We start from the raw sequence: 20,906 nt of genomic DNA, 5'->3' as shown, positions 1-20,906 counted from the left end.
GCTCTCATCCGGCGGGCACCCGCCGCCCGCCGCGCCCGTCCGGACGCGGCAGCGCGGCCGGTGAGGACAGCGGCCCGCGGGCACCGGCGTCGTCGTCGAGGGTGTCGTTGACGCCCGCCGCCGCCTCGTCGGCCGCCGTGCCGGGCCCGTCCGCACGGCCCAGCCACTCCCGGTACGCCGGGGCCTGGCGCGCCGCCTCCCAGTACGCCTCCTCCAACTCGGCGTAACCCCGGTCCAGTTCGTCCTCGCTGCGCGCCGCGAGCAGCAGCCGCACCCCGATCGGGTCGCCGAGGAGAGGCCGGACGGCGAGGTCGGAACGCGGCCGTGTCGTGGGCTGGCTGACGGTCACCACCTCGCCGGTGGCCGCCAGCGAGTACGCGGTGAGGTAGTCGCCGTGCAGCATGTCGGGCCGCAGCCCCGCCGCGCGCAGCACCCGGCACAGCGCGTCCCACTCCCCGTCGACCGTGGAGTCCACCATCCACCGGTCCGCCGCCAGATCGCGCAGCCGCACCTCGTGCCGCGCCGCCGCCGGATGGTCGACGGCGAGACACACGAACTGCGGTTCGCGCTCCACCAGCACCCGCAGGCACAGCCCGGACGGCACCCGCAGCGGACTGCCCTCCACCTCGTGCACGAACGCCATGTCGAGCCGGCCCGAGGCCACCATGCGCAGCAGGGAGTTGGCGGAGACATCCATCTGGAGGGTCGGCTCGGTGCGCGGGGTGCGCGCCCGCAGCCGGCGCAGCCAGCCCGGGATGGCGCGGCTGGCCGTGGCGCCGATGCGCAACTGGGGTCCCCCGGCGCGGGCCGCGGCCGCCCGGGTCTCGGTGACCAGCGCGGCCAGCTCGCTCACCAGCGGCCGGGCCCGGCTCAGCACGGCGCGCCCCAGCGGCGTGGGCCGGCAGCCGGTGCGCGTGCGGACGAAGAGCTGACCGCCGAGGGTCTGCTCGATCCGGCGCAGCTGGGTGCTCAACGAGGGCTGCGCCATGCCGAGTTCACGGGCCGCCCGGTGCAGGCTGCCGGTGTCGGCGATGGCGCAGAGCACGCGCAGATGCCTCACCTCGAGCTCCATGAGGGGGAGCGTAGGGCGGGGCGGCGGCGCCGCACCAGACGAGCAAATGGCGACGGAACCGTACGAGTCGGCCCCCGATAGCCCCGTGCTATCCCAAGTTGCCATCATCCCGGCGGCGTTGGCCTGCCCGAGACTCATCCGCAACCGACCGTTCACACCCCACACCGAACGAGTAGGAGCCCCCACATGTCGTCCTCCCGCACCGGCGCCGCGTCCACGAAGTCCGTCCGCAGACTCGTGGCCCTCGCGCTCGGACTCGGCCTGGCCTCCGCCGCGCTGGGCACCGCCGGACCGGCCGCCGCCGCCCCGGACACCTCCGGCCCCGCCACCGTCGCCCGGTACACGGGCACCGCCGCGCACACCGCCGACACCCAGGCGTTCTTCGACGCGGTCATGAAGTCGGTCGCCGAGAAGCAGGCCGCGCACCCCAACCTGAAGTCGGTCACCGTCTACTACAGCGCCGCCCAGGCGCCGAGCTTCCGTTCGCAGATATCGAGCGCCGCCTCCATCTGGAACAGCTCCGTCACCAACGTCAAGCTGGCCGCCTCCTCGGGCAGCGCCGACTTCTCGTACTACGAGGGCAACGACCCGCAGAACGGGTCCTACGCCTCCACCGACGGCCACGGCCGCGGCTACATCTTCCTGGACTACTCGCAGAACCAGCAGTACGACTCGGTCCGCGTCGTCACCCACGAGACCGGCCACGTGCTCGGTCTGCCCGACCACTACAGCGGCCCGTGCAGCGAGCTGATGTCGGGCGGCGGCCCCGGCCCGTCCTGCACCAACCGCTACCCGAACGCCAACGAGCGCGCCCGCGTCAACCAGCTGTGGGCCAACGGCCTGGCCAAGGCGCTGAGCAAGGTCAACAGCGTGCGCTGACACCCCGGCAGCGCACTCCCCGAGCGAGCGCGACGGCGCGGACCGAGGCCCCGGCCCCGGTCCGCGCCGTCGCGCGCTCCGGCCGCCGCCCCGCCGCCCCGAGTGCCGTGCACGGCACCGTCGTCGGCGCCACGGGCCCGTCCGGACGGTAACGTCACCCCGTGCGCACCGGACGGCGGACGGCCGGGCGCACGACGAGGCGCGAGGGCGCGAGGGGGAGACATCGGATGAGCCGCACGGACAGTTCCGCCGAGGAGGCGGGCCACGGCGTCCCGCCGCGCGACCGCACCGGCCAGGCCGAGGCGTTCGACGCCATCGGCGACCGCTACGACGAGGCGTTCCCGCACAAGGAGGGCCAACTCGCGGCCACCGACCGGCTGATCGCCGCGCTGCCCGCCGGGGCCCGGGTCCTGGACGTCGGCTGCGGCACCGGGGTGCCGACCGCGCGGCGGCTGGCTGAGGCGGGCCTCGACGTCGTCGGCGTCGACCTGTCGGCCACCATGGTGGAGCTGGCCCGCGAGCGGGTGCCCGGGGCGCGCTTCCACCGGGCGGACCTCGCCGACCTGCGCCCCGGCGGCCCGCTCGGCCTCGGCCGGTTCGACGCGGCCGCGGCCTTCTTCTCGCTGCTCATGCTGCCCCGCGCGGAGATCCCCCTCGCCCTCACCTGGATCCGCGAACTGCTCGCTCCCGAGGGCCTGTTCGCCCTGGCGATGGTCGAGGCCGACGCGGACGACGTCCCGATCCCGTTCCTGGGCCGCACGATCCGGGTGTCCGGCTATCCCCGCGCCGCGCTGCGGAGCGTGGTGGAGGGGGCCGGCTTCGATGTGCTGGCCGAGTCCTCGGCCTCGTACGCCCCCGAGGGCCCGGACGCGCCGCCCGAGGAACACCTCTTCCTGCACTGCGCACGACGCGGCTGACGGGCCGCGCGGCGCCCGCGCCGGTCCCTCGGCCTCCTCAGCCGGAGGACGGGCGCAGCACCAGGCAGACGAAACCGAAGCTGTCCCGGTAGCCGCGCAGCCAGCCCGCGCGGTGCTCGGCGGCCGCCGCGAGCGCCTGGGCGCCGTCCGGGTCGCCGGGGCGGTCCAGCGCCCAGGAGGCCAGCGACCCGGTCCACGCCCACTCGTAGGCGTCCAGTTCGCGGCGCGAGCTGATGTGCCCGCCGACAGGTGTCCAGCCCTCGGCGGCGACGGTGTCCAGGACCGAGGGCAGGTCGTCGAGGTCCCCGAGCATCCCGACCGCCTCGGCGGAGGGCGGGTGCTCCCAGAAGCCGTCGCCGATCAGCAGGCGCCCGCCCGGGGCCAGATGGCGGCGGGCCGCCGCCAGGGTGGCGCGCAGACCGCCGAAGGCATGCGTCGCGCCCACGCTGAGCACGGCGTCGAACGGGCGCGCGCAGGTGAACGCGGCCGCGTCCGCCTGATGCAGGAGCAGCCGGTCCCGTACCCCCCGGGCGTGCGCGGCGTCGCGGGCGCCGCCCAGCGCCTCCGCGGCGACGTCCACCCCCTCGGCGCGCAGCAGCGGACGCATGGCCAGGGCGCGCAGCAGCCACTCGGCGCCGCCGCAGCCCAGGTCGAGCACCCGGGCCTCCTCGCGGGGCAGCAGGCCGTCCAGCAGCAGGCGTACGGACTCGTCGTCGAGCGGGGCGGCGATCGGATGGCCGGCGTGGGCGAGCCGGGAGATCTGGGCACGGTTCACCGGCGGAGCCTGACACGGAACGGCGTACCGGGGCACGGCATTTTCCCGGCGGCCCGCGGAAACCGGGCCTGCCGCCGGGGAACCACCGCCGGGGAACCATCCGCATCATCCGGGAGGAACCGGGGCGGTGCGGACCCGCCGTCGAGCACGCCGGAACCTCCAGGCACACTTTGGGTACCGCGATTCGCATGACCAGAGGATGATCAACGGATGATTACGCTGACGAAGGAAGACGGCCCGGCGGACCTGGACGGGGTCACGCACCTGTCCATCGGAGTGTCGTGGGACCCCACCGCGGGCGCCAGCGGCGGCGTGATGGGCATGCTGCGCCGCAAGGCCGGCACCGACCTCGACCTGATCGCCGTCGCGATGCAGGGCGGCGACCCGGTGCGCCTGGCGGGCCTGGACTCGCTGGACCCGATGGGCAACGGCTCGCTCGTGCACAGCGGGGACAACCAGACCGGCCGCGGTGACGGCGACGACGAGACGGTGACGGTGGAGTTCGCCCGGATCCCGCAGCAGATCACCTCGATCGTGTTCGTGGCCGCCGCCTTCAAGAAGGGCAGCTCCTTCCAGAAGGCGCGCAACATCAGCTTCAAGGTGTACGACGCGACCGGCGGCACCTCCCAGCAGGTCGCCGACATCTGGCCGAGCCTGCTCACCCAGGACAACGGCTGCGCCGTGGCCAAGGCGCTGCGCGTGGGCGGCTCCTGGAAGCTCGAAGTGATCAATGTGACGGGCAAGATCAAGCAGGGCGACGAGCACGCCCTGATGCGCTTCGCCGTCAGCAAGTGACCGCGGGCCCGGGGCCCGGGGCCCCGGGCCGCCCGCGGTTCAGCGCCGCCGGTCCCGGTACAGGTCGCGCAGCAGGGCGATCTCGGCGCCGTGGTGCAGCACTTCCTGGTTGACCCACCACACGATGTCGGCGAACGGCTCCTCGGCGTCGCCGCCGTGCGGATAGGTGCAGTGTCCGACGGTGTCCAGCGCCGCGTCGTCCGCGCCGAGCAGGGCCCGCCGCCAGGCCGAGGCGCCCGCCTCCAGGGCCGTGAGCGCCTCGGCGGCGCCGCCCGGGACCGGGTGGCCGTCGCGGGTCAGCCGGTGCGAGCCCGCCGTGTGGTCGGCGCGCAGCGTCAGCATCTCGCCGAGGTGGCTCAGCCGCCAGGCGAGCGTGGTGAACGGCGGCGGCCAGGGATGCGGGTACGCGGCGGCGTCGCGCCCCCAGTCGCCGGCGCCGGCCAGCAGCGTCGCCCGCGCGCCCGGCCCGTCCGTCCGCCGCCGCACCGACCAGCACCGCGGCACCGGCTCCCAGAAGTACTCCTCGTCGGTGAGCGGTTCGACCCGGGTGTCCGTCCCGTCGCCGCTGTCCATGACCGGTCCGGCCAGCCGGTCGCGCAGCCGCGTGTGCGCGAAGTCGAACTGGGCGAGCAGGGGGACGAGACGAGGCGGGACCACGGGCGCTCCTGGTGTTCCGTCGCCCCCGGCGGGGCGGCCGGCCGGTCACGCTGCCACAACGGGCCGCGCGCCGCCCGCGATTATCGGGCGCGGGCCGCCCGGCCGGTGTCCCCGCCTGCTCCGGCGGCGGGGACACCGGCCGGGCGGGCTCAGGAGGAGGGCCGGTTCAGCGGGGGCGGCCCCGCCTGCGCACCCGTGCCCCAGGTGGAGGGCCGGGCTCCGACGGTGAACGACAGCGACCGGGTGTGCCGCAGATCGCCGGTCGTCAGATACGTACGGCCGTAGGCGGAGCCGTCGAGGCGCGCCGACTGGATGTAGTGGCTCGCGTCCGAGGTGCCCGGCGCGGTGACGGTGAGGGCGCCGCGCGGGTAGTAGCGCCGGTCCAGCGTCAGGTCGACGCGCTCGAAGACCGGGGTGGACAGGCCCCAGGTGGCGTAGCCGGGCTGCACCGGGAAGACCCCGATCGACGAGAGCACGTTCCAGGCGGACATGGTGCCCAGGTCGTCGTTGCCGGTCATCCCGGTCGGGGTGTCCGTGAACAGGGTCAGGGCCGCGTGCACCACGTCGGTGGTCTTCCACGGCTGGCCGGTCGACAGATAGGTGTACGGGGCGATGAGGTCGGGCTCGTTCTGCGGGTTGTACTTGTCCGCGTTGTAGTAGTCGTACGGCCCGTTGACCCACACCTCGCGGGCGGTCTTCGCCGGGTCCCGCACCAACTGTTCGTAGGCGAAGAAGGAGTCGAGCCGGGCGTTGGCCGCCTGCTCGCCGCCGATCAGGCCGATCATGCCGGGCAGGTCCTGCGGCACCAGCCACTGGTACTGCCAGGCCGTGCCCTCGTGGAAGCCCTCGCTCTGCGCCGGGTCGGCCGGTCCGGTGAAGGCGCCGGAGGCGTCGCGGGCGCGGAAGAAGCCGGTCGAGGAGTCGAGGACCGCGCGGTAGTTCTGCGCCCGTGCGGCGTAGCGCGCGGCGTCCGCGTCATGGCCGAGGCCGCGGGCCATCTCGGCGAGCATGGCGTCCGACAGGGCGTACTCCAGCGTCGCGGACGGACCGTGGTCGTAGTCCGAGTCGCCGGGCTTGGCGTGCGGACGGCCCTTGATGTAGGGCGCGAACCCCTTCGCCAGATACTCCTTGTTGGCCTCGCGGCCCACGGCGGGGGAGTCCGCGGGCGGTACGCCGTCGGCGTTCTTCCGCAGGGCGCGGTAGGCCCGCTCCTCGTACCCCTCGCGGCCCTTGAGCAGGCCCTGCTGATAGGCGTTGGTGAGGAAGGGGGTGACCGGGTCGCCGGTCATGATGTTCGTCTCGACCGTGCCGTAGCCCCACTTGGGCAGCCAGCCGCTCTCCTCGTCGATGTGGATGACGGAGACCGCCATGTCGCGCGCCTCGCGCGGCGCGAGCAGCGACAGCAGTTGCGACTGGGTGCGGTAGGTGTCCCACAGCGACCAGTTCTGGTAGTACGTGAAGCCCTTGGCGCGGTGGACGCGCTGGTCCCAGCCGGTGTAGCGGCCGTCGGCGTCGCTGCCGATGTTCGGCGCGAGGAAGGACCGGTACAGGGACGAGTAGAAGGTGCGGCGGAGCGTGTCGCTGCCGCCCTCGACCCGGACGTCGTCGAGCCGGTCCTCCCAGGACCGCCGCGCGGCCTCGCGCACCCGGTCGAAGGAACGGCCGCCCTCGGCCCGCAGGTTGAGGGCGGCGCCGCGGGCGTCGACGTACGACAGGGCCGTCGTCGCCTCCACGGTACGGTCCTTCGTCGTGTCGAAGCGGACGTAGGCGCCGCCGTGCCCGCTGCGCGAGCCCGCCGTGACGGAGGAGCCGTCCCAGGTGCCGAAGGAGGTGAAGGGCCGGTCGAAGCGGGTGATCGTGTACACCGTGTACGGCTCGGTGTCCTGGCAGAAGCCGCTGCCGGTGAGGGCGGTGCGCACGGTGCGGTTGTCCAGCACCTCCACCTGGGTGGAGATCACGCGGTGCAGCGACTGGCCCGCGTCGAGCAGGACGTTGGCCTTGTCGGTGGCGGGGAAGGTGTAGCGCTGGACGCCGGTGCGCGCGGTCGCGGTGAGTTCGGCGCCGATGCCGTTCTTCAGGCCGACCTTGTAGTATCCCGGGCTTGCCTGTTCGGTGTCGTGGCTGAACTCCGCCTCGTACCTGGCGTTGTCGGTCTCGGTGACGTCGCCGGTGGTCGGCAGCACGGGCAGGTCGCCGCCGAGGCCGCAGCCCACCCCGGACAGGTGCACCAGGGAGAAGCCCCGGATGTGGTTCTGGGAGTGGTCGTAGCCGGTGTTGTGCCCGGTGTCCGGCGAGAACTGCACCATGCCGAAGGGCACGGCCGCGCCGGGATAGGTGTTGCCCTCGTTCTCGGTGCCGATGAACGGGTTGACCAGGTCGGTGAGCCGGCCGGTGTCGCGCGCGGCGGCCTGCGCCACCGGCGCGGTGAGGGCGGCGCCGAGGAGCGCGACGGCCGCGACGGCCGTTCCCGCAGCGCGTGTTCGCCGGGTCCATCTCATGGGCGTCAACTCCTCCACCGAAAAACACGGACAACGTTGTCAGAGCGCGGCTCATTCTTCGGTGTTGTGCGTGTACTCGTCAAGAGCGGGCGCGGACCGGACCGTGGCGGGTCCGGTCCGCGCGTTCCGGCGGGGTGCTCCCGACGCCCCCGCGGGTCATGCCGAGCGGGTGGTGTCCTCGTGCAGGACCGGGTGGGCGAAGGGCAACCCGGCGGCGTAGCGGGCCAGTTCGTCGGCGGCGGCCGCCGCCATGCGGTGCAGTTCGCCGCCGAGGGAGCCCGCGACATGCGGGGTGAGCAGGACGTTGGGCAGGTCGTACAGCGGGGAGTCGGCGGGCAGCACCTCGGGGACCGTGACGTCCAGGACCGCGTTGAGCCGGCCGGTGCGCAGCTCGTCGAGGAGCGCGTCCTGGTCGACGAGGGAGCCGCGGGAGGTGTTCACCAGGGTCGCGTCGTCGCGGAGCAGGGCGAGCCTGCGGCGGTCGATGAGGTGCCGGGTGCCGGGCAGTTCGGGCGCGTGCACCGTGACCACGTCGCTCGCCACGCACAGCGCGTCCAGCTCGACGGAGCGGGCGCCCAGCGCGGCCGCCTCCTCGGCGCCGACGTAGGGGTCGTGCAGCAGCAGGTCGAGGTCGTGGGGGCGCAGCAGCTCCAGGACCCGGCGCCCGATGCGGGAGGCGCCGACGACACCGACCGTGCGCCGGTAGTTGCCCGCGCCGCCGTAGGCGGCCAGCCAGTCGTGGGGGCCGCGCCGGGCGCGGTAGTCGTCGCGCATGCGCAGCAGTTGCTTGTTGGCGAGCAGCACCACGGCGACCGTGTACTCCGCGACGGGCAGGGCGTTGGCCCAGGCCGCCGAGGTGACCTGGATGCCGCGCCGCCAGCAGGCGTCGGTGATGTGGTGCTTGACCGATCCGGCGGCGTGGATGACGGCCCGCAGGCGGGGCGCCCGCTCCAGGACGGACTCGTCCAGCGGCGGGCAGCCCCAGCTGCTGACGATGACCTCGCTCTCGCGCAGCGCGGCGGCGGCGCGCGGCTCGTCGAAGTCGTCGGCGACCAGCGTGGGGTCGAGGTCGGCGAGGGCGGTGAGCCGCTCCAGCGTGCCGGGGTCGATCAGCCGTGCGGCGAGGTCGGAGTGCATGGCCAGCAGGGTGCGCGGGCGCCGCTGACCGGGGGTGGCGGTGTGCGGCTGCGCGGCGGGTGCGGTCGGGGGGTTGGACACTCGGTTCTCCGGTGCGTGTGCGGCAGGGGCGGACGTCATTTGACGCTTCCTGCGGTGAGGCCGGCCTTCCAGTGGCGCTGGAGGGCGATGAAGGCGATGACCAGCGGGACGATGCCGAGCAGGGAGCCGGTGACGACCAGCGGGTAGTACTCGGGGAAGGCGTGGGTCTGCGTGTTCCAGCTGTACAGGCCGAGGCTGACGGGGAAGAGCCGGTTGTCGGAGAGCATCACCAGGGGGAGGAAGAAATTGTTCCAGATGGCGGTGAACTGGAACAGGAAGACGGTGACGAAGCCGGGCATCACCATGCGCAGGCCCACCGACCAGAAGGTCCGCAGCTCCCCGGCGCCGTCCATACGGGCGGCCTCCAGGACCTCGCCGGGCACGTATCCGGCGCAGAAGACCCGCGCCAGATAGACCCCGAACGGGTTGACCAGGCTGGGCACGAAGACGGCCCAGAAGGTGTTGACGACACCGAGCTCGCTCGCCAGCAGGTACATGGGCAGCGCGAGCGCCGTGGTCGGCACCAGCACGCCGAGCAGGACGAGACCGAAGAGCTGTTCCTTGCCGGGAAAGGTGTAGACGTGGAAGGCGTAGCCCGCGCAGACGCACACCAGGGCGCACAGCAGGGCGCCGATCCCGGCGTACAGCAGGGAGTTGAGGTACCAGCGGAAGTAGATGCCGTCGCCGGTGGTGGCGAGGGCGTGCAGGTTGGCGCCCAGGTGCCAGGTGGCGGGGGAGAGGCTGCGGCCGCCGAGCAGGTCGCCGGTGTTCTTGGCGGCGGCGGTCAGCAGCCAGACCAGCGGCAGCAGGGTGTAGGCGGTGGCCAGCACCAGGGCGCCGTTGACGGCCGCCTTGGACAGCGACCAGGGGCGGCCGCGGTCGCGCGGGGCGCCGGGGTCTGCGGTGGCGGTGGTCATGCGGCGGCCTCCGTGGCGTGCTGGGACCGGGTGCGCCGGCCCCGGCCGCGGGTGGCGCGGGTGACGACGAAGGAGAGCGCGGCGGCGGCCAGCGCCAGCAGGACGGAGGACGCGGCGGCCAGGCCGTAGTCGTGCCGTTCGAACGCCGCGGTGTAGGCGTACATGTTGGGGGACCAGGTGGAGACGACGCTCGGGGTGGTGCCGTGCAGGATCACCGGCTCGGTGAACAGCTGGAGCGAGCCGATGACGGTGAACAGGCCCACCACCGTGAGCGAGGAGCGGATGAGCGGGACCTTGATGCTGAGGGCGGTGCGCAGCGGCCCGGCGCCGTCGACGACGGCGGCCTCCAGGACCTCGCGCGGGATGGCCTGGAGCGCGGCGAAGAAGATCACCATGTTGTAGCCGGTCCACTCCCACACCGCCATGTTGACGACGGCGGGCAGCGGGTGTCCGAGCAGATCGGTCTGTCCGCCGAAGGAGTTGAGCGCGTCGATCACCGGGCTGATGCCGGGGGTGTACAGGTACACCCACACCAGCGCGGCGATGGTGCCGGGCACCGCGTGCGGCAGGAACAGCGCGAGCTGGAAGAAGCGGCGGGCCCTGACCAGCGCGGAGTCCAGCAGCAGGGCCAGCGCGAGGGCCAGCGCCATCATCAGCGGGATGTACAGCAGGCAGTACTGGAGGAGGTTCGAGAACCCGGCCCGGAAGGCGGCGTCGCCCAAGGCCCGGGTGTAGTTGCCGAGGCCGGTGAAGACGGTCTCGCTGCCGCCGAAGCCGAGGCCGGAGCGGTGCTCGGCGTACAGGCTCAGATGGACGGCGTAGCCGATCGGCACCAGGGTGACCGCGGTGAAGAGCAGGAAGAACGGCGCGAGCAGCACGGCGGGCGCCGCGAACCGCCGCCGCCGCGGCCGGGGGGCGGCGGCGCGCGGGGAGGCGGCGGGCAGCGCGCGGGCCGCCGCGGGGGAGGCGGGCGTCATCGCGTGGCGACCTTCAGACCGCGGTTCTTCATCTCGGAGAGGGTGTCCTTCTGCGCGGTGGCCAGCGCCTGCGCGATGGTGCCGGAACGGGTGGAGAGCTTGCCGAAGGAGTCCTTGAGGGAGTTGTTGGTGACGCCCATCGCCGGTCCCCAGGTCCACTTCTGCCCGATGGACCGCGCGCCGCTCCGGTAGACGGCGTAGATGTCCTGGCCGCCGTAGAAGTCGGTGGCGAAGGCCTTGGCGGCGACCGGGACCAGCTCGGGGTCGGCCGGGTAGGCCGAGGAGTCGCCGGAGGAGATACGGGCCTGGATGCCCTGGGCGGTCGTGGTGGCCCAGGTGGCGAACTCCACGGCGGCCTTCGCCTTCTTGCTGTCCTTGGAGACGGCGAAGGTGCTGCCGCCGAGCATGCCGCTGGCCGGGGTGCCGTTCCAGGAGGGCAGCGGGGCGACGGCCCACTTGCCGGACTGGTCCTTGGGCAGGGTGCCCTTCAGCACGCCGCCGCCCCAGGAGGCGCCCAGGTAACCGGCGGTCTGCCCCTTCTGGAGCGAGGCCGTCCACTGCTGGCTGAAGGAAGGCTCCACCCGCACCAGGTCGTCGTCGATCATCTTCTGCCAGTAGGCGGCGACCTTCTGGGTGCCGGGCCCGTCCACGCTCACCTGCCAGGAGTCGCCCGAGGTGCCGAACCAGGGGGCTCCGGCCTGCCACGCCATCGCCTCGAAGGTGGTCGGGTCGTCGGGGAAGAAGGTGGCGATCCGGCTGTCCGGCGCGGCCTGCTTCAGCTTCTCGGCAGCCGTGCGGAACTCGTCCCAGGTGGCGGGGGGCTTGATGCCGGCCTTGGCGAACAGGTCCTTGCGGTAGTAGAAGACCTGCGGCGCGGCGTCCAGCGGCAGTGCGTACGTGGCGCCGCCGAGCGTGGTCAGCTGCACCGCCTGCGGCAGGTACTTGCCCTTGAGGCCCGCGTCGACGTACTCGCTGATGTCCTGCACGGCGCCCTGGCTGACGAAGTCGGGCAGCTGCGGGTACTCGACGTTGAAGACGTCGGGCGCGTTGCCCGCCTTGACCGCGTTGGACAGCTTCGCGTAGCCGCCGGCCGAACCGGAGGGGATCTCCTCGTAGCTGACGTGGACGTCCTTGTGCGAGGAGTTGAAGGCGTCCACCACCTGCTTGGTGCCCTTGGCCCAGCCCCAGAACGTGATGTCGACGGGCTTGCCCGCTCCCGCGGCCGGGCCGTCGTCGTCGCCCGAGCCGCAGGCGGCGAGGAGCGTGGCGGACAGGGCGGCGGCGGTGAGCGCGGCGGCGGCTCGGCGGACTCTGCGACTGCGGGCGGGGGCAGCGGACATGGCTCGGCTCCTGGGGAACGAGACGGGTGGAAGGTGCCCGGTGCGGATCCGGTGACGACAACGCCTGCCGGACTCCGTGGCCGTCGGGCCCGGGTAGGCACATCTTGGGAACACTTCCGATCGAAGTCAATACCTTCCGATCGAATGATCGAATCTGATCAATTGGCAGAGGCATCCGAGTGGGCGCACTCTGCGGATTTCGTGGCAACCTGCCGCCATGGGCAGATCATTCGATCGATCTCATTGACGATCGATCGCCCGGCTCCTAGATTCGGCACCCCCGAGCCAGGAGCCCCGCCATGCCGTTGCCCCCCTTCCCGCCCGAGGACCGCGTCCGCAGCCCGTACACCGGCTGGACCCGCGCCCACTGGGAGGCGGCGGCGGACGCACTGCTCGCCGCGGTGGCACCGCACGCCGGACCGGAACACGCGCTGATCTCCCTGCCGGGGCCGCGCCCGAGCCGGTCGGGGCCGCGCTCGGACGGCCTGGAGGGGTACGCCCGTACGTTCCTGCTGGCCGCCCTGCGCGTCGCGGGCGCCGCCGGGCACGACCCGCTGGGCCTGCTCGACCGGTACGCCGAAGGGCTGGCCGCGGGCACCCGGGCGCCCACCACCGAGACGGAGCTGACCGGCCGCGACCCGGTGGCCTGGCCCGCCGTCACCGACCGGGGCCAGGCCATGGTCGAGGCCGCCTCCATCGCGCTCGCGCTGCGCCTGACCCGCCCCTGGCTGTGGGACCGCCTGCCCGCGCCGGTCCGCACCCGCGCCGCCGACTGGCTCGCCGGGGCGCTGCGCCACACCCCCGTCGACAACAACTGGTGGCTCTTCCAGGTCACCGTCGGCGGCTTCCTCGCCGAGACCGGCCACCACACCGAGGCAGCCGAGGCCGCCGTCACGCGGGGGCTGGCCCGGATCGAGCGGTGGTACCTGGGCGACGGCTGGTACACCGACGGCCGCCCGCGCGCCGTCGACCACTACAACGGCTGGGCCTTCCACCTCTACCCCGTCCTGCACGCCCACCTGGCGGGCGACGAGCGGCTCCTGGCCCGCCACGGCGCCCGCCTGGAGGCCCATCTCCAGGGCTTCGCGCACACCTTCGGAGGCGACGGGGCCCCGCTGCACCAGGGCCGCTCGCTCATCTACCGCTTCGCCTCCGCCGCCGCGCTGTGGACCGGCGCCCTGACCGGCCGCACCCCGCTGACGCCGGGGACCACCCGGCGCCTCGCCTCCGGCGCGCTGCGCCACTTCCTCGACCGGGGCGCCGTGGACGGGCACGGCCTGCTCACCCTCGGCTGGTACGGGCCCTGCCCGCCACTGGTGCAGTCGTACTCGGGCCCGGCCTCCCCGTACTGGGCGAGCAAGGGCTTCCTCGGCCTGCTGCTGCCCGCGGACCACCCGGTGTGGACCGACCCGGAGGAGCCCGCGCCCGCCGAACGCGCCGACACCGTGCTGGGCCTGCCCGCGCCGGGCCGGCTGATCCAGTCCACCGCGGCGGACGGACTGGTCCGGGTGCACAACCACGGCAGCGACGACCAGCCCGCCGACGAGGTGCTGCCGGACGACCCGCTGTACTCCCGCCTGGCCCACTCCACCGCCACCGGGCCGGTCTTCGAGGGGACGGCCGACAACCACTTCGCGCTGCTCGACGGCGAGGAGGCGAGCGAGCGCGGCCCGATCCGCCCGCTCGGTGCCGGGCCGGGCTGGGCCGCCTCCGCCCACCGGCCCCGGATCCGGGGCGCCGAGCTGCCCGGCACCGCCGTCACCTCCCTCGTCCTCGCCGACGGCGCCCTGGAGGTGCACGCGCACCTGGTCCGCGGTGCCGCCGCCGGGACCGCCGTACGCCACACCGGCTGGGCCGTGGCCGGGGAGGCGGTGGAGACCGAGGCCGGCGACGGCCGGGTGCGGGCACGGGCCACCGTGCCCGCACCCGGTTCCGGGCCGGAGGCCGCCCCGGAACCGGCCGCCGCACGCGTGCTGGTGTCCGAGGCCGCCGCCCTGCACGGCTTCGGCGGCGCGGCGGCGCACGCCCTGCCCGCCGGTACCGCCTTCGGGCCGTGCGGGGCGGTGCCGGTGCTCACCGGCACCGTGACGGATCAGGAGTGCCTGTTCGTCTCGCTGCTGCGGCTGAGCGGCACGGACACCGCCGCGCCGCCCGCCGCGCGGACCACCGTCACCGCCGTCCCTGGAGGGCACCGGCTGGTCGTCCACTGGCCCGGCGGCGGTGGCACCACGGCGCTGCTCCGCGCGGACGGCGTCACCGTGACCCCGTCCGCGCCCGGTGACTACAGCCCGGGGCCCTCGTAGGCGCCGCGGTTGGGCTTGGCCGTGGCGGACACCGGCGTACCCCAGTAGTCGCGGCCGCCGTTGTCGGCGACCACCCCGCCGTTGCGCAGCGCGGGCGAGGCGGCCGTGAGCCGGTAGCCCGTGGCTGATTCCAGGGTGTCGCCGCCGGTGCCGGGGGCGACGAAGCCCGGGTCGCCCTCGATGCCGTTGGCCGTGGGGCGCGGCACGCCCTGGAAGACGTTCCACTGCCAGGAGACACCCGCCCCGGTGGGCAGCCGGGAGTCCGCGCGGCCCACCCAGATGTTGTTCTCCAGCAGGCTGTTCGCGGGCACGCCGATGTCGAGCCTGCGGTCCGGGCAGTAGACGACGTTGTTGTGGAAGCGCAGCGCCGACCGGCCGCCCGAGGCGCCCACCATGCGGCAGTCGTTCTCGGAGACGTTGTAGCGCACCACCTCGGTGGCGCCGCCGCTGGTCCCGCAGCCGTCGCAGTCCAGGAAGAGGCCGCCCGCGTTGTCCCTGCTGAAGTTGTACTGCACCGTGCAGTGGCCGGTGTTGCCCCAGTCGCAGTCGAACGCCTCGCTGTCGTAGGCCGACATGACGCTGCCGTACACGGCGTTCTTCTGGATCACGGCGTCGTGGTCGCCGAGCACCCAGATCCCGGCGAAGTTGCCGCCGGTCCACGGATAGGTGCCGGTGCCCAGGGCGGCCGCGGTGTTGTACTCGATCAGCGGCGACTCGGCGTAGGAGACGATGATGCCGTCGCCGCCGACCGCGGTGACGGTGTTGTGGTCGACGAGGACGTCGTGGCCCAGGAGGGTGTTGGCGGCGCCGACGCGGACCTTGATGCCTCCGCCGCCGCAGTTGCCGACCCGGGTGCGGTGGATGTGGACATCCGCCAGCAGGGAGCCGGTGCCGGACACGCCGGTGCGGATGCAGGCGGACTGGGAGAACGCCGTGGCGTGCGTCGCCTTGTTCGTCTCGCCCGCCACGCCGTCGACGATCAGCCCGTCGACGTCGAACCCGGAGTGCGTACGGCCGTCCGTGGACTCGATGAGCAGGCCCTGCCGCTGGGCGAGGGTGCTCGCCGGATCGGTCAGCCTGATCGCTCCGATGCGCCAGTGGTCCTGGTCCCGCAGGCGCAGCGCGTTCTCGGCGCCGCCCGCGTCGACGACCGGGGCGGCGCCGCTGCCGTAGGGCGCGATGGTGACGGGCGCGGCCGCGGTGCCGCTGCCGTGCGGGGTCAGCGTGCCGTGGCAGGTCGTGCCCGCGGCCAGGGCCAGGGTGTCCCCGGGCCGGAACGTCAGGGCGGCGACCGAGGCCAGGGAGTTGTACGGGGAGTCGAGCGAGCCGGTACCGTCGGTGGACCGCGAGCAGTCCAGGTGCACGGTGGTGCCGGCGAGGCGGGGGGAGAGGGCGGTCGCCGAGGCGGGGGACGGGGCGAGGGCGCCGGCCGCGGCCAGGGCGGCCGCGACGAGGCCCGTGCCGAGGGTTCTGAGGCTCATGAGGGTGCTCCTCCTGGGCTGCTGGTGGGGCCCAGAAGCTAGGAGCGCCGTTCGATCGAGTCAATACAAACGAACAAGGCGATCGAATATCGATCAAAATTGCATCTGGTGAGCTTGAGTGACCGATAGCTGAGCACTAGATCAATCAGCTATCGAATGATATCCTCGACGAGGAGTCAGGCCAGCTGAGAAAGGGACCGTCATGTCGATCGCGGCGGACGAGCGCCGGACGCGGATCCTCGAGATCGTGCGCAAGCTCGGCACGGTCCGGGTGACGGACCTCGCGGCCCGTCTCGACCTGCCGGCCGTCACCGTGCGCCGCGATGTCGCGGCGCTCGCCGAGGCGGGGCGGCTGCGCCGCGCGCACGGCTCGGTCTCGGTGCCCGACGAGCGCTCCGGCACCCCGGCCGACGCCCGCACCCTGGGGCTGATCGTGCCCACGGTCAGCCACACCGTCAGCCAGTACTTCGACGAGGTGATCGCCGGGGCCCGCGCCGCCGCGGCCGACGCCGGGGCCCATCTGGTGCTCGGTATCTCGTCCTACGACCCGGGAGCCGACCGCGCGCAGGCGGAACAGCTCCTCAGGTCGGGCGCCGAAGGGCTCATGCTGACCCCCAACTGGATGTCCAGGGCCGAGCCCGAGGACCGGCGCTGGCTGCACGAGCTGCCCGTGCCCGCCGTACTGGTGGAGCGCCGCGCCGCCGCCGGCACCCCCGCCGCCGAACTGGACTCGGTCAGCTCCGACCACCACCACGGCGTCCTGCTCGCCCTGCGCCACCTGGCCGCGCTCGACCATCTGACGGTCGCCCTCGCGGCCCGCCGCGACACCTGGACCGCCCTGCGGGTGCGCAGCGGCTACGCCGAGGCGTGCGAACTGCTGGAGCTGACCCCGCAGCCGGTGATCGACATCGACGACCCCGCCACCGCCCCCGAACTGGTGTCCCGGAGTCTCGCCGAGGCCGCCGACCGGGGCGTACGGGCCGCGCTCGTGCACAACGACCAGGACGCCATCCAGCTCCCGGCACTGCTGCGGGCGCGCGGCCTGTCCGTGCCCGAGGACCTGGCGCTGATCAGCTACGACGACGTCTTCGCCGCACTCGGCGCCCCGCCGCTGACCGCGGTGGCCCCGCCCAAGCGCGCCGTCGGCGCCGCCGCCGTCGACCTGCTGCTGCGCCGGCTGCGGCACGGCGACGCCCTGCCCGTCCACCGGATCGAACTGCTCCCGGAGCTGAAGGTGCGCTCCTCCTGCGGCGGCGACTGACCTCGCGGTGGACCTCGCGACCGGCGGGGGACGGCGGACGCCGGCCGGCCGGTCGTCCTGCGGACCGACCGGCCGGCTGCCCCGGCAGCTGATCGATCATTGCGCGGTCCGATCGATCAAGCTGCGGACTATTGGCATTCCATTCATCAGTGCATAGTCTGCATAGCCATATGCAGCCGGTCCGCGCTCCTCGGGCACCGGGCCTGGCGAGATCGTCCAGCGTGTCCACCAGGACGGAGCAATCATGGCCCAGACAGTGGTGGAACGGCGTTCCATCGACGTCGTCCCCGACGAGGAGCGCCACGGCACGGCGTTCTCACAGTTCACGCTCTGGCTCGGGGCCAACCTCCAGATCACCACGGTGGTCACCGGTGCCCTCGCCGTGGTCCTCGGCGGTGACGTGGTCTGGTCGCTGATCGGCCTGCTGGCGGGAAACCTGCTCGGCGGCGCGGTCATGGCCCTGCACTCCGCGCAGGGGCCCCGGCTCGGACTGCCGCAGATGATCTCCTCCCGGGCCCAGTTCGGGGTGCGCGGCGCGGTCGTCCCGCTGGTCCTGGTCGTGGTGATGTACATCGGCTTCTTCGCCAGCGGGTCCGTGCTCGCCGGGCAGGCCGTCGGCAAGCTGACCCACCTCGGACCGGTGCCCGGCATCCTGCTGTTCGCGCTGGTCACCGCGGTGGTGGCGGCCGTCGGCTACCGCGTCGTGCACGCCCTGGGCCGGGTCGCCAGCGTGGTGTGCGCGCTCAGCTTCCTCTATCTGGGCGGCAGACTCCTGGGCCGGATCGACCTCGGGGACGTCGTCGCCCACCAGCACCACTTCTCGCTGCCGATGTTCCTGCTGGCGATGTCCCTGTCGGCCTCCTGGCAGCTGGCCTTCGGACCGTATGTGGCCGACTACTCGCGCTATCTGCCGCGGACCACCTCCGCCCGCGCGACCTTCGGCTGGACGCTCGGCGGCACCGTGCTCGGCGCCCAGTGGTCCATGGCCTTCGGCGTCCTGGTGGCGGCGACCGCGGGCCCGGCCTTCCTCGACGACCAGGTCGGCTATGTCGTGGGCCTGGGCGGCGCCGGCCTGGTCGCGTCCTGTCTCTACTTCGTCGTCGCGCTCGGCAAACTGACCGTCAACGTGCTCAACACCTACGGCGGCTTCATGTCGATCGTGACCGGGGTGAGCGGCTTCCGCGGCCAGCGAGCCCTGTCGCAGCGCGGACGCACCGCCTACATCGCCGCCGTCATGGTCGCGGGCACCGCCGTCGCGCTCGCCGGGCGGAACTCCTTCCTGGACTCCTTCGCCGACTTCCTGCTCTTCCTGCTGACGTTCTTCACCCCGTGGTCGGCGATCAACCTGGTCGACTACTACCTGATCTCCAAGGAGCGCTACGACCTGCCGGCCCTCTCCGACCCGGACGGCCGCTACGGCGGCTGGCGGCTGGGAGCGCTGGCCGTCTACGGCATCGCCCTGGCCGCGCAGTTCCCGTTCCTGTCCACGAGCTTCTACACCGGCCCCCTCGTGGACCCGCTGGGCGGCGCCGACATCTCCTGGATCGTGGGCCTGGTCGTCCCGGCGGTGCTCTACTACGTCGTCGGCACGTGCCGCCGCGCCACCGCACCCGCCCTCACCGAGACGTCCGCGGCGCCCGTGATGTCCGGGGCACCAGAGGCGGTTGAGGGGCCGGTCGGCTCCCGGCGCGACGGACGGGGGCCGGCCGCCCCCGCGGACCGGCCGGGCGCCGCGCCGCTCACCCCACGGGGGGAGTGACCGGCCGCCCGCACCCGGTGGGACGCGCCGGGGCGGCCCGGCCGACGCCGGAAGCGACCGCCCCGGCCCGGGTCACGGCCGGGTCCGGCCCGGCAGCACCTGGACGGTGCCGCCGACCGCGCGCTCGCCCGTGGCGTCCGAGGGGTTGTTGACCAGGACGCCGCCGACCGCCATGGCGGTGGAGCCGCCGCCGTCGAGGTTGAGCGCGTCCACGGCCCCGAGCGAGCGCATGAAGACGGCGGCCTCCTGGAGGGTGAAGCCCTCGCTGCCGTCCGTCCTGCGGCCGTCCACCGTGGCCAGGATCAGCCGGCCCCGCGCGTCGACCCCCGCCATGGTGCGCGGCTGGCGGACGTTCGACCAGGCGTAGCCGAACGACAGGTCCCGGGGATCGACGACGCCCTCGGCCGCCGCGTCGATGTGGATCCGGCCATGAGCGAGGAGGGTGGGGGCGGCGCTGACGATGCTGTCGCCGCGGCCGAGCCGCACCCGGCGGCCCGCCGTGTCGCGCACGACCTCCTCGACGCCGATCCGGTGCCCGGGACGGGCGTGGGCGGCCAGCCAGTCGCCGGCCGGACCGATGCCCTGCACGACCCTTGCGCCCGCCGGGACCGAGCCGCCGCGGGCCCCGGCCGACACGACCCGGCCCTGGGCGTCCAGGACGGCCTGCGTACCCGGGCCGGTGGGCAGCGGCGCCCCGAACTCGTCCGTGAACAGGACCAGTTCGTCGGTGGAGCGGCAGGTGACGTCCTGCCAGGGGCGTTCGCTGGGCGCCGCTCCCGGGCGCCCGCAGTCGCGGACGAGTCCGGGCGTCCGGTTGATGCCCTGGGCCGCGTGGCTGCGTGTGCCCGCGTGGACGGTGACGGTCGACGTCAGGTCCGCCACCCGGGCCCGGCGGCCCCCGTCCTCGATGATGAGTGCCGCCCGGGAACCGGCCGCCATCGACTGGAGCTCGCCGTCGTCCGCGCTGAGCCCCGACTGCGTCCCCTGCACGCCGTCGGCGTCGGAGGTGACGAAGAAGCCCGCGTTCACCCCGACCAGCGAACCCAGCTTCGCGGCGACCGACGAGGTGGTCGCGCGCCGGGCCACGGCGCCGTCGTGGGTGCCCTGGACCGTACCGGTGAACGTGCGCGGGTCGACCACGGCGACGTGCACGTTCTGCCGGTCGGCGGGCTGGTCGGCGTCGTAGCCCGTCCAGTCGACGGCGGTGCGGAACCCGGCCGCCGTCACCTCCTGGGCGGCGGCGCGCGCGGCGGCCTCGGTGGCGTAGGAGCCGATCCGGACCCGCAGGCCCATGACGCCGTGCGGGGTGTCGGCGTACGCGGGCCAGCGCACCGGCTCCACGCGGGGCACGAAGCCGCCCGCCCGCAACCGCTCGGCGGTCGCGTCGGCCCAGGACCGCGAACCCAGCGGCGCCCAGGTCGCGGCGCCGCTCAGGCGGCTGGTGGCCGGTGCCTGCACGGTGACCGTCCACAGCGGTCTCGCGGCGGTGTTCTCGATGGTCGCGCTGCGCACCTGCACGCCCGGCGCGAGCGTCGTGGTCGTCCAGACCGGCGCGGGCGCGGCCGGACGGCCGATGGCCGCCGGGCCGGGCGCGGCGGCCTCGGCCGTTCCCCACAGTCCGCCCGACGCGACGACGGCGAGCACCGCGCCGGCGCCGAGCAGTACGCGTGCTCGCGCGGTGTACCGGGCGCGCTGATGGCTCATGGCGTTCTCCTTGCTCCTCTGGCCTGGGACCCGCACGGGCTGTGTCGGCCATCTGTCGGAACCGATGAGAACCCGCGGGCGGGAGCGGAGCCGGCTCCGGCCGGTGACGGCGCGGCGAACACTCGACGAACACCTGCGCGACGGGTGGCCGGGCGTGCCGTGAGCGCCCGACGGGTGGAGTGACGAGTGAAGAGCGCGGGACGGGGCAGCCGTCCCGCCGGGCAGAGGTTGCCGATCTTCAGCACAATGTCCCTGCACGACAAAGACGGAAAAAACTATGGAAACCGGAGAAGAAAAGCCGAGGCGGACAACGGCGGACGCGGGCCCGCGGCGACGGACGGCAGGCGACCGGC

The 20,906-nt window shown here is 73.8% G+C and carries 16 protein-coding genes; 6 read left to right on the top strand and 10 right to left on the bottom strand.

Annotated elements, in window-relative coordinates; all coding sequences use genetic code 11:
* Positions 1–4: 4 nt before the first annotated feature.
* A complete protein-coding gene (locus B086_RS0128640) occupies positions 5–1,072 on the bottom strand; it encodes a LysR family transcriptional regulator (protein ID WP_018569876.1) in 1,068 nt (355 codons plus the stop codon).
* Positions 1,073–1,258: 186 nt separating this feature from the next.
* Here B086_RS0128640 and snpA point away from each other — a divergent pair, with 186 nt between their 5' ends.
* Both snpA and B086_RS0128630 read left to right on the top strand, forming a co-directional pair.
* Complete coding sequence (gene snpA / locus B086_RS0128635; protein WP_018569875.1) at positions 1,259–1,951, top strand: snapalysin; 693 nt, start codon at positions 1,259–1,261, stop codon at positions 1,949–1,951.
* A 227-nt stretch (positions 1,952–2,178) separates the two neighbouring features.
* A complete protein-coding gene (locus B086_RS0128630) occupies positions 2,179–2,868 on the top strand; it encodes a class I SAM-dependent DNA methyltransferase (protein ID WP_018569874.1) in 690 nt (229 codons plus the stop codon).
* Between the two features lie 37 nt (positions 2,869–2,905).
* Here the strand turns inward: B086_RS0128630 and B086_RS0128625 are convergent, their stop codons facing one another.
* Entirely contained in the window at positions 2,906–3,643 is a 738-nt protein-coding gene (locus B086_RS0128625; RefSeq protein WP_018569873.1) for an SAM-dependent methyltransferase, read from the bottom strand.
* A gap of 210 nt (positions 3,644–3,853) precedes the next feature.
* Here B086_RS0128625 and B086_RS0128620 point away from each other — a divergent pair, with 210 nt between their 5' ends.
* Positions 3,854–4,438, top strand: a complete 585-nt coding sequence (locus tag B086_RS0128620) for a TerD family protein (RefSeq protein ID WP_018569872.1) — start codon at positions 3,854–3,856, stop codon at positions 4,436–4,438.
* Between the two features lie 39 nt (positions 4,439–4,477).
* Here B086_RS0128620 and B086_RS0128615 read toward each other — a convergent pair whose 3' ends face one another.
* The 6 genes from B086_RS0128615 to B086_RS0128590 all read right to left on the bottom strand — a co-directional run bounded on the left by B086_RS0128615 (position 4,478) and on the right by B086_RS0128590 (position 12,045).
* Positions 4,478–5,095: a DinB family protein gene (locus tag B086_RS0128615; RefSeq protein ID WP_018569871.1), complete on the bottom strand. Its 618-nt coding sequence runs from the start codon at positions 5,093–5,095 to the stop codon at positions 4,478–4,480.
* A 149-nt stretch (positions 5,096–5,244) separates the two neighbouring features.
* Positions 5,245–7,593 (bottom strand): GH92 family glycosyl hydrolase, encoded by a 2,349-nt coding sequence (locus B086_RS0128610; RefSeq protein WP_018569870.1) that lies wholly within the window; start codon positions 7,591–7,593, stop codon positions 5,245–5,247.
* 156 nt (positions 7,594–7,749) lie between these two features.
* Complete coding sequence (locus tag B086_RS0128605) at positions 7,750–8,730, bottom strand: hydroxyacid dehydrogenase (RefSeq protein ID WP_026252862.1); 981 nt, start codon at positions 8,728–8,730, stop codon at positions 7,750–7,752.
* 116 nt (positions 8,731–8,846) lie between these two features.
* Entirely contained in the window at positions 8,847–9,728 is an 882-nt protein-coding gene (locus B086_RS0128600) for a carbohydrate ABC transporter permease (protein WP_018569868.1), read from the bottom strand.
* On the bottom strand, positions 9,725–10,705 hold the full coding sequence (locus B086_RS0128595; protein ID WP_018569867.1) for a carbohydrate ABC transporter permease: 981 nt from the start codon (positions 10,703–10,705) through the stop codon (positions 9,725–9,727). Before B086_RS0128595 ends, B086_RS0128600 begins: the two co-directional genes overlap by 4 nt.
* Positions 10,702–12,045 (bottom strand): ABC transporter substrate-binding protein, encoded by a 1,344-nt coding sequence (locus tag B086_RS0128590; RefSeq protein ID WP_018569866.1) that lies wholly within the window; start codon positions 12,043–12,045, stop codon positions 10,702–10,704. The genes B086_RS0128595 and B086_RS0128590 overlap by 4 nt, the downstream gene beginning before the upstream one ends.
* A 299-nt stretch (positions 12,046–12,344) precedes the next feature.
* Here B086_RS0128590 and B086_RS0128585 point away from each other — a divergent pair, with 299 nt between their 5' ends.
* Positions 12,345–14,348: a DUF2264 domain-containing protein gene (locus B086_RS0128585; protein ID WP_018569865.1), complete on the top strand. Its 2,004-nt coding sequence runs from the start codon at positions 12,345–12,347 to the stop codon at positions 14,346–14,348.
* On the opposite strand, the gene B086_RS0128580 is transcribed toward B086_RS0128585, so the two are convergent.
* Positions 14,327–15,829, bottom strand: coding sequence for a right-handed parallel beta-helix repeat-containing protein (locus tag B086_RS0128580; protein ID WP_018569864.1), 1,503 nt, complete (start codon positions 15,827–15,829; stop codon positions 14,327–14,329). The two genes, B086_RS0128585 and B086_RS0128580, sit on opposite strands and share 22 nt — an antisense overlap.
* Before the next feature lie 202 nt (positions 15,830–16,031).
* Between B086_RS0128580 and B086_RS0128575 the strand changes: the two genes are divergently transcribed.
* Positions 16,032–17,090: a substrate-binding domain-containing protein gene (locus tag B086_RS0128575; RefSeq protein WP_018569863.1), complete on the top strand. Its 1,059-nt coding sequence runs from the start codon at positions 16,032–16,034 to the stop codon at positions 17,088–17,090.
* Positions 17,091–17,334: 244 nt separating this feature from the next.
* On the top strand, positions 17,335–18,849 hold the full coding sequence (locus tag B086_RS0128570) for a purine-cytosine permease family protein (RefSeq protein ID WP_018569862.1): 1,515 nt from the start codon (positions 17,335–17,337) through the stop codon (positions 18,847–18,849).
* A gap of 72 nt (positions 18,850–18,921) precedes the next feature.
* Here B086_RS0128570 and B086_RS0128565 read toward each other — a convergent pair whose 3' ends face one another.
* Positions 18,922–20,553 (bottom strand): phosphodiester glycosidase family protein, encoded by a 1,632-nt coding sequence (locus B086_RS0128565; protein ID WP_018569861.1) that lies wholly within the window; start codon positions 20,551–20,553, stop codon positions 18,922–18,924.
* Positions 20,554–20,906: the final 353 nt, after the last annotated feature.

It is taken from the genome of Streptomyces sp. PsTaAH-124 (assembly GCF_000373685.1).
Taxonomy (GTDB): domain Bacteria; phylum Actinomycetota; class Actinomycetes; order Streptomycetales; family Streptomycetaceae; genus Streptomyces; species Streptomyces andamanensis.
This window is presented reverse-complemented; position numbering and strand designations above follow the sequence as displayed.

Bases quoted from the DNA above. Each gene is read 5' to 3' on its own strand.
- B086_RS0128575 (WP_018569863.1), top strand. From the start codon at position 16,032: ATGTCGATCGCGGCGGACGAGCGCCGGACGCGGATCCTCGAGATCGTG.
- B086_RS0128590 (WP_018569866.1), bottom strand. From the start codon at position 12,045: ATGTCCGCTGCCCCCGCCCGCAGTCGCAGAGTCCGCCGAGCCGCCGCC.
- B086_RS0128600 (WP_018569868.1), bottom strand. From the start codon at position 9,728: ATGACCACCGCCACCGCAGACCCCGGCGCCCCGCGCGACCGCGGCCGC.
- snpA (WP_018569875.1), top strand. From the start codon at position 1,259: ATGTCGTCCTCCCGCACCGGCGCCGCGTCCACGAAGTCCGTCCGCAGA.
- B086_RS0128595 (WP_018569867.1), bottom strand. From the start codon at position 10,705: ATGACGCCCGCCTCCCCCGCGGCGGCCCGCGCGCTGCCCGCCGCCTCC.
- B086_RS0128605 (WP_026252862.1), bottom strand. From the start codon at position 8,730: ATGCACTCCGACCTCGCCGCACGGCTGATCGACCCCGGCACGCTGGAG.
- B086_RS0128610 (WP_018569870.1), bottom strand. From the start codon at position 7,593: ATGAGATGGACCCGGCGAACACGCGCTGCGGGAACGGCCGTCGCGGCC.
- B086_RS0128580 (WP_018569864.1), bottom strand. From the start codon at position 15,829: ATGAGCCTCAGAACCCTCGGCACGGGCCTCGTCGCGGCCGCCCTGGCC.
- B086_RS0128565 (WP_018569861.1), bottom strand. From the start codon at position 20,553: ATGAGCCATCAGCGCGCCCGGTACACCGCGCGAGCACGCGTACTGCTC.
- B086_RS0128585 (WP_018569865.1), top strand. From the start codon at position 12,345: ATGCCGTTGCCCCCCTTCCCGCCCGAGGACCGCGTCCGCAGCCCGTAC.
- B086_RS0128570 (WP_018569862.1), top strand. From the start codon at position 17,335: ATGGCCCAGACAGTGGTGGAACGGCGTTCCATCGACGTCGTCCCCGAC.
- B086_RS0128620 (WP_018569872.1), top strand. From the start codon at position 3,854: ATGATTACGCTGACGAAGGAAGACGGCCCGGCGGACCTGGACGGGGTC.
- B086_RS0128630 (WP_018569874.1), top strand. From the start codon at position 2,179: ATGAGCCGCACGGACAGTTCCGCCGAGGAGGCGGGCCACGGCGTCCCG.
- B086_RS0128640 (WP_018569876.1), bottom strand. From the start codon at position 1,072: ATGGAGCTCGAGGTGAGGCATCTGCGCGTGCTCTGCGCCATCGCCGAC.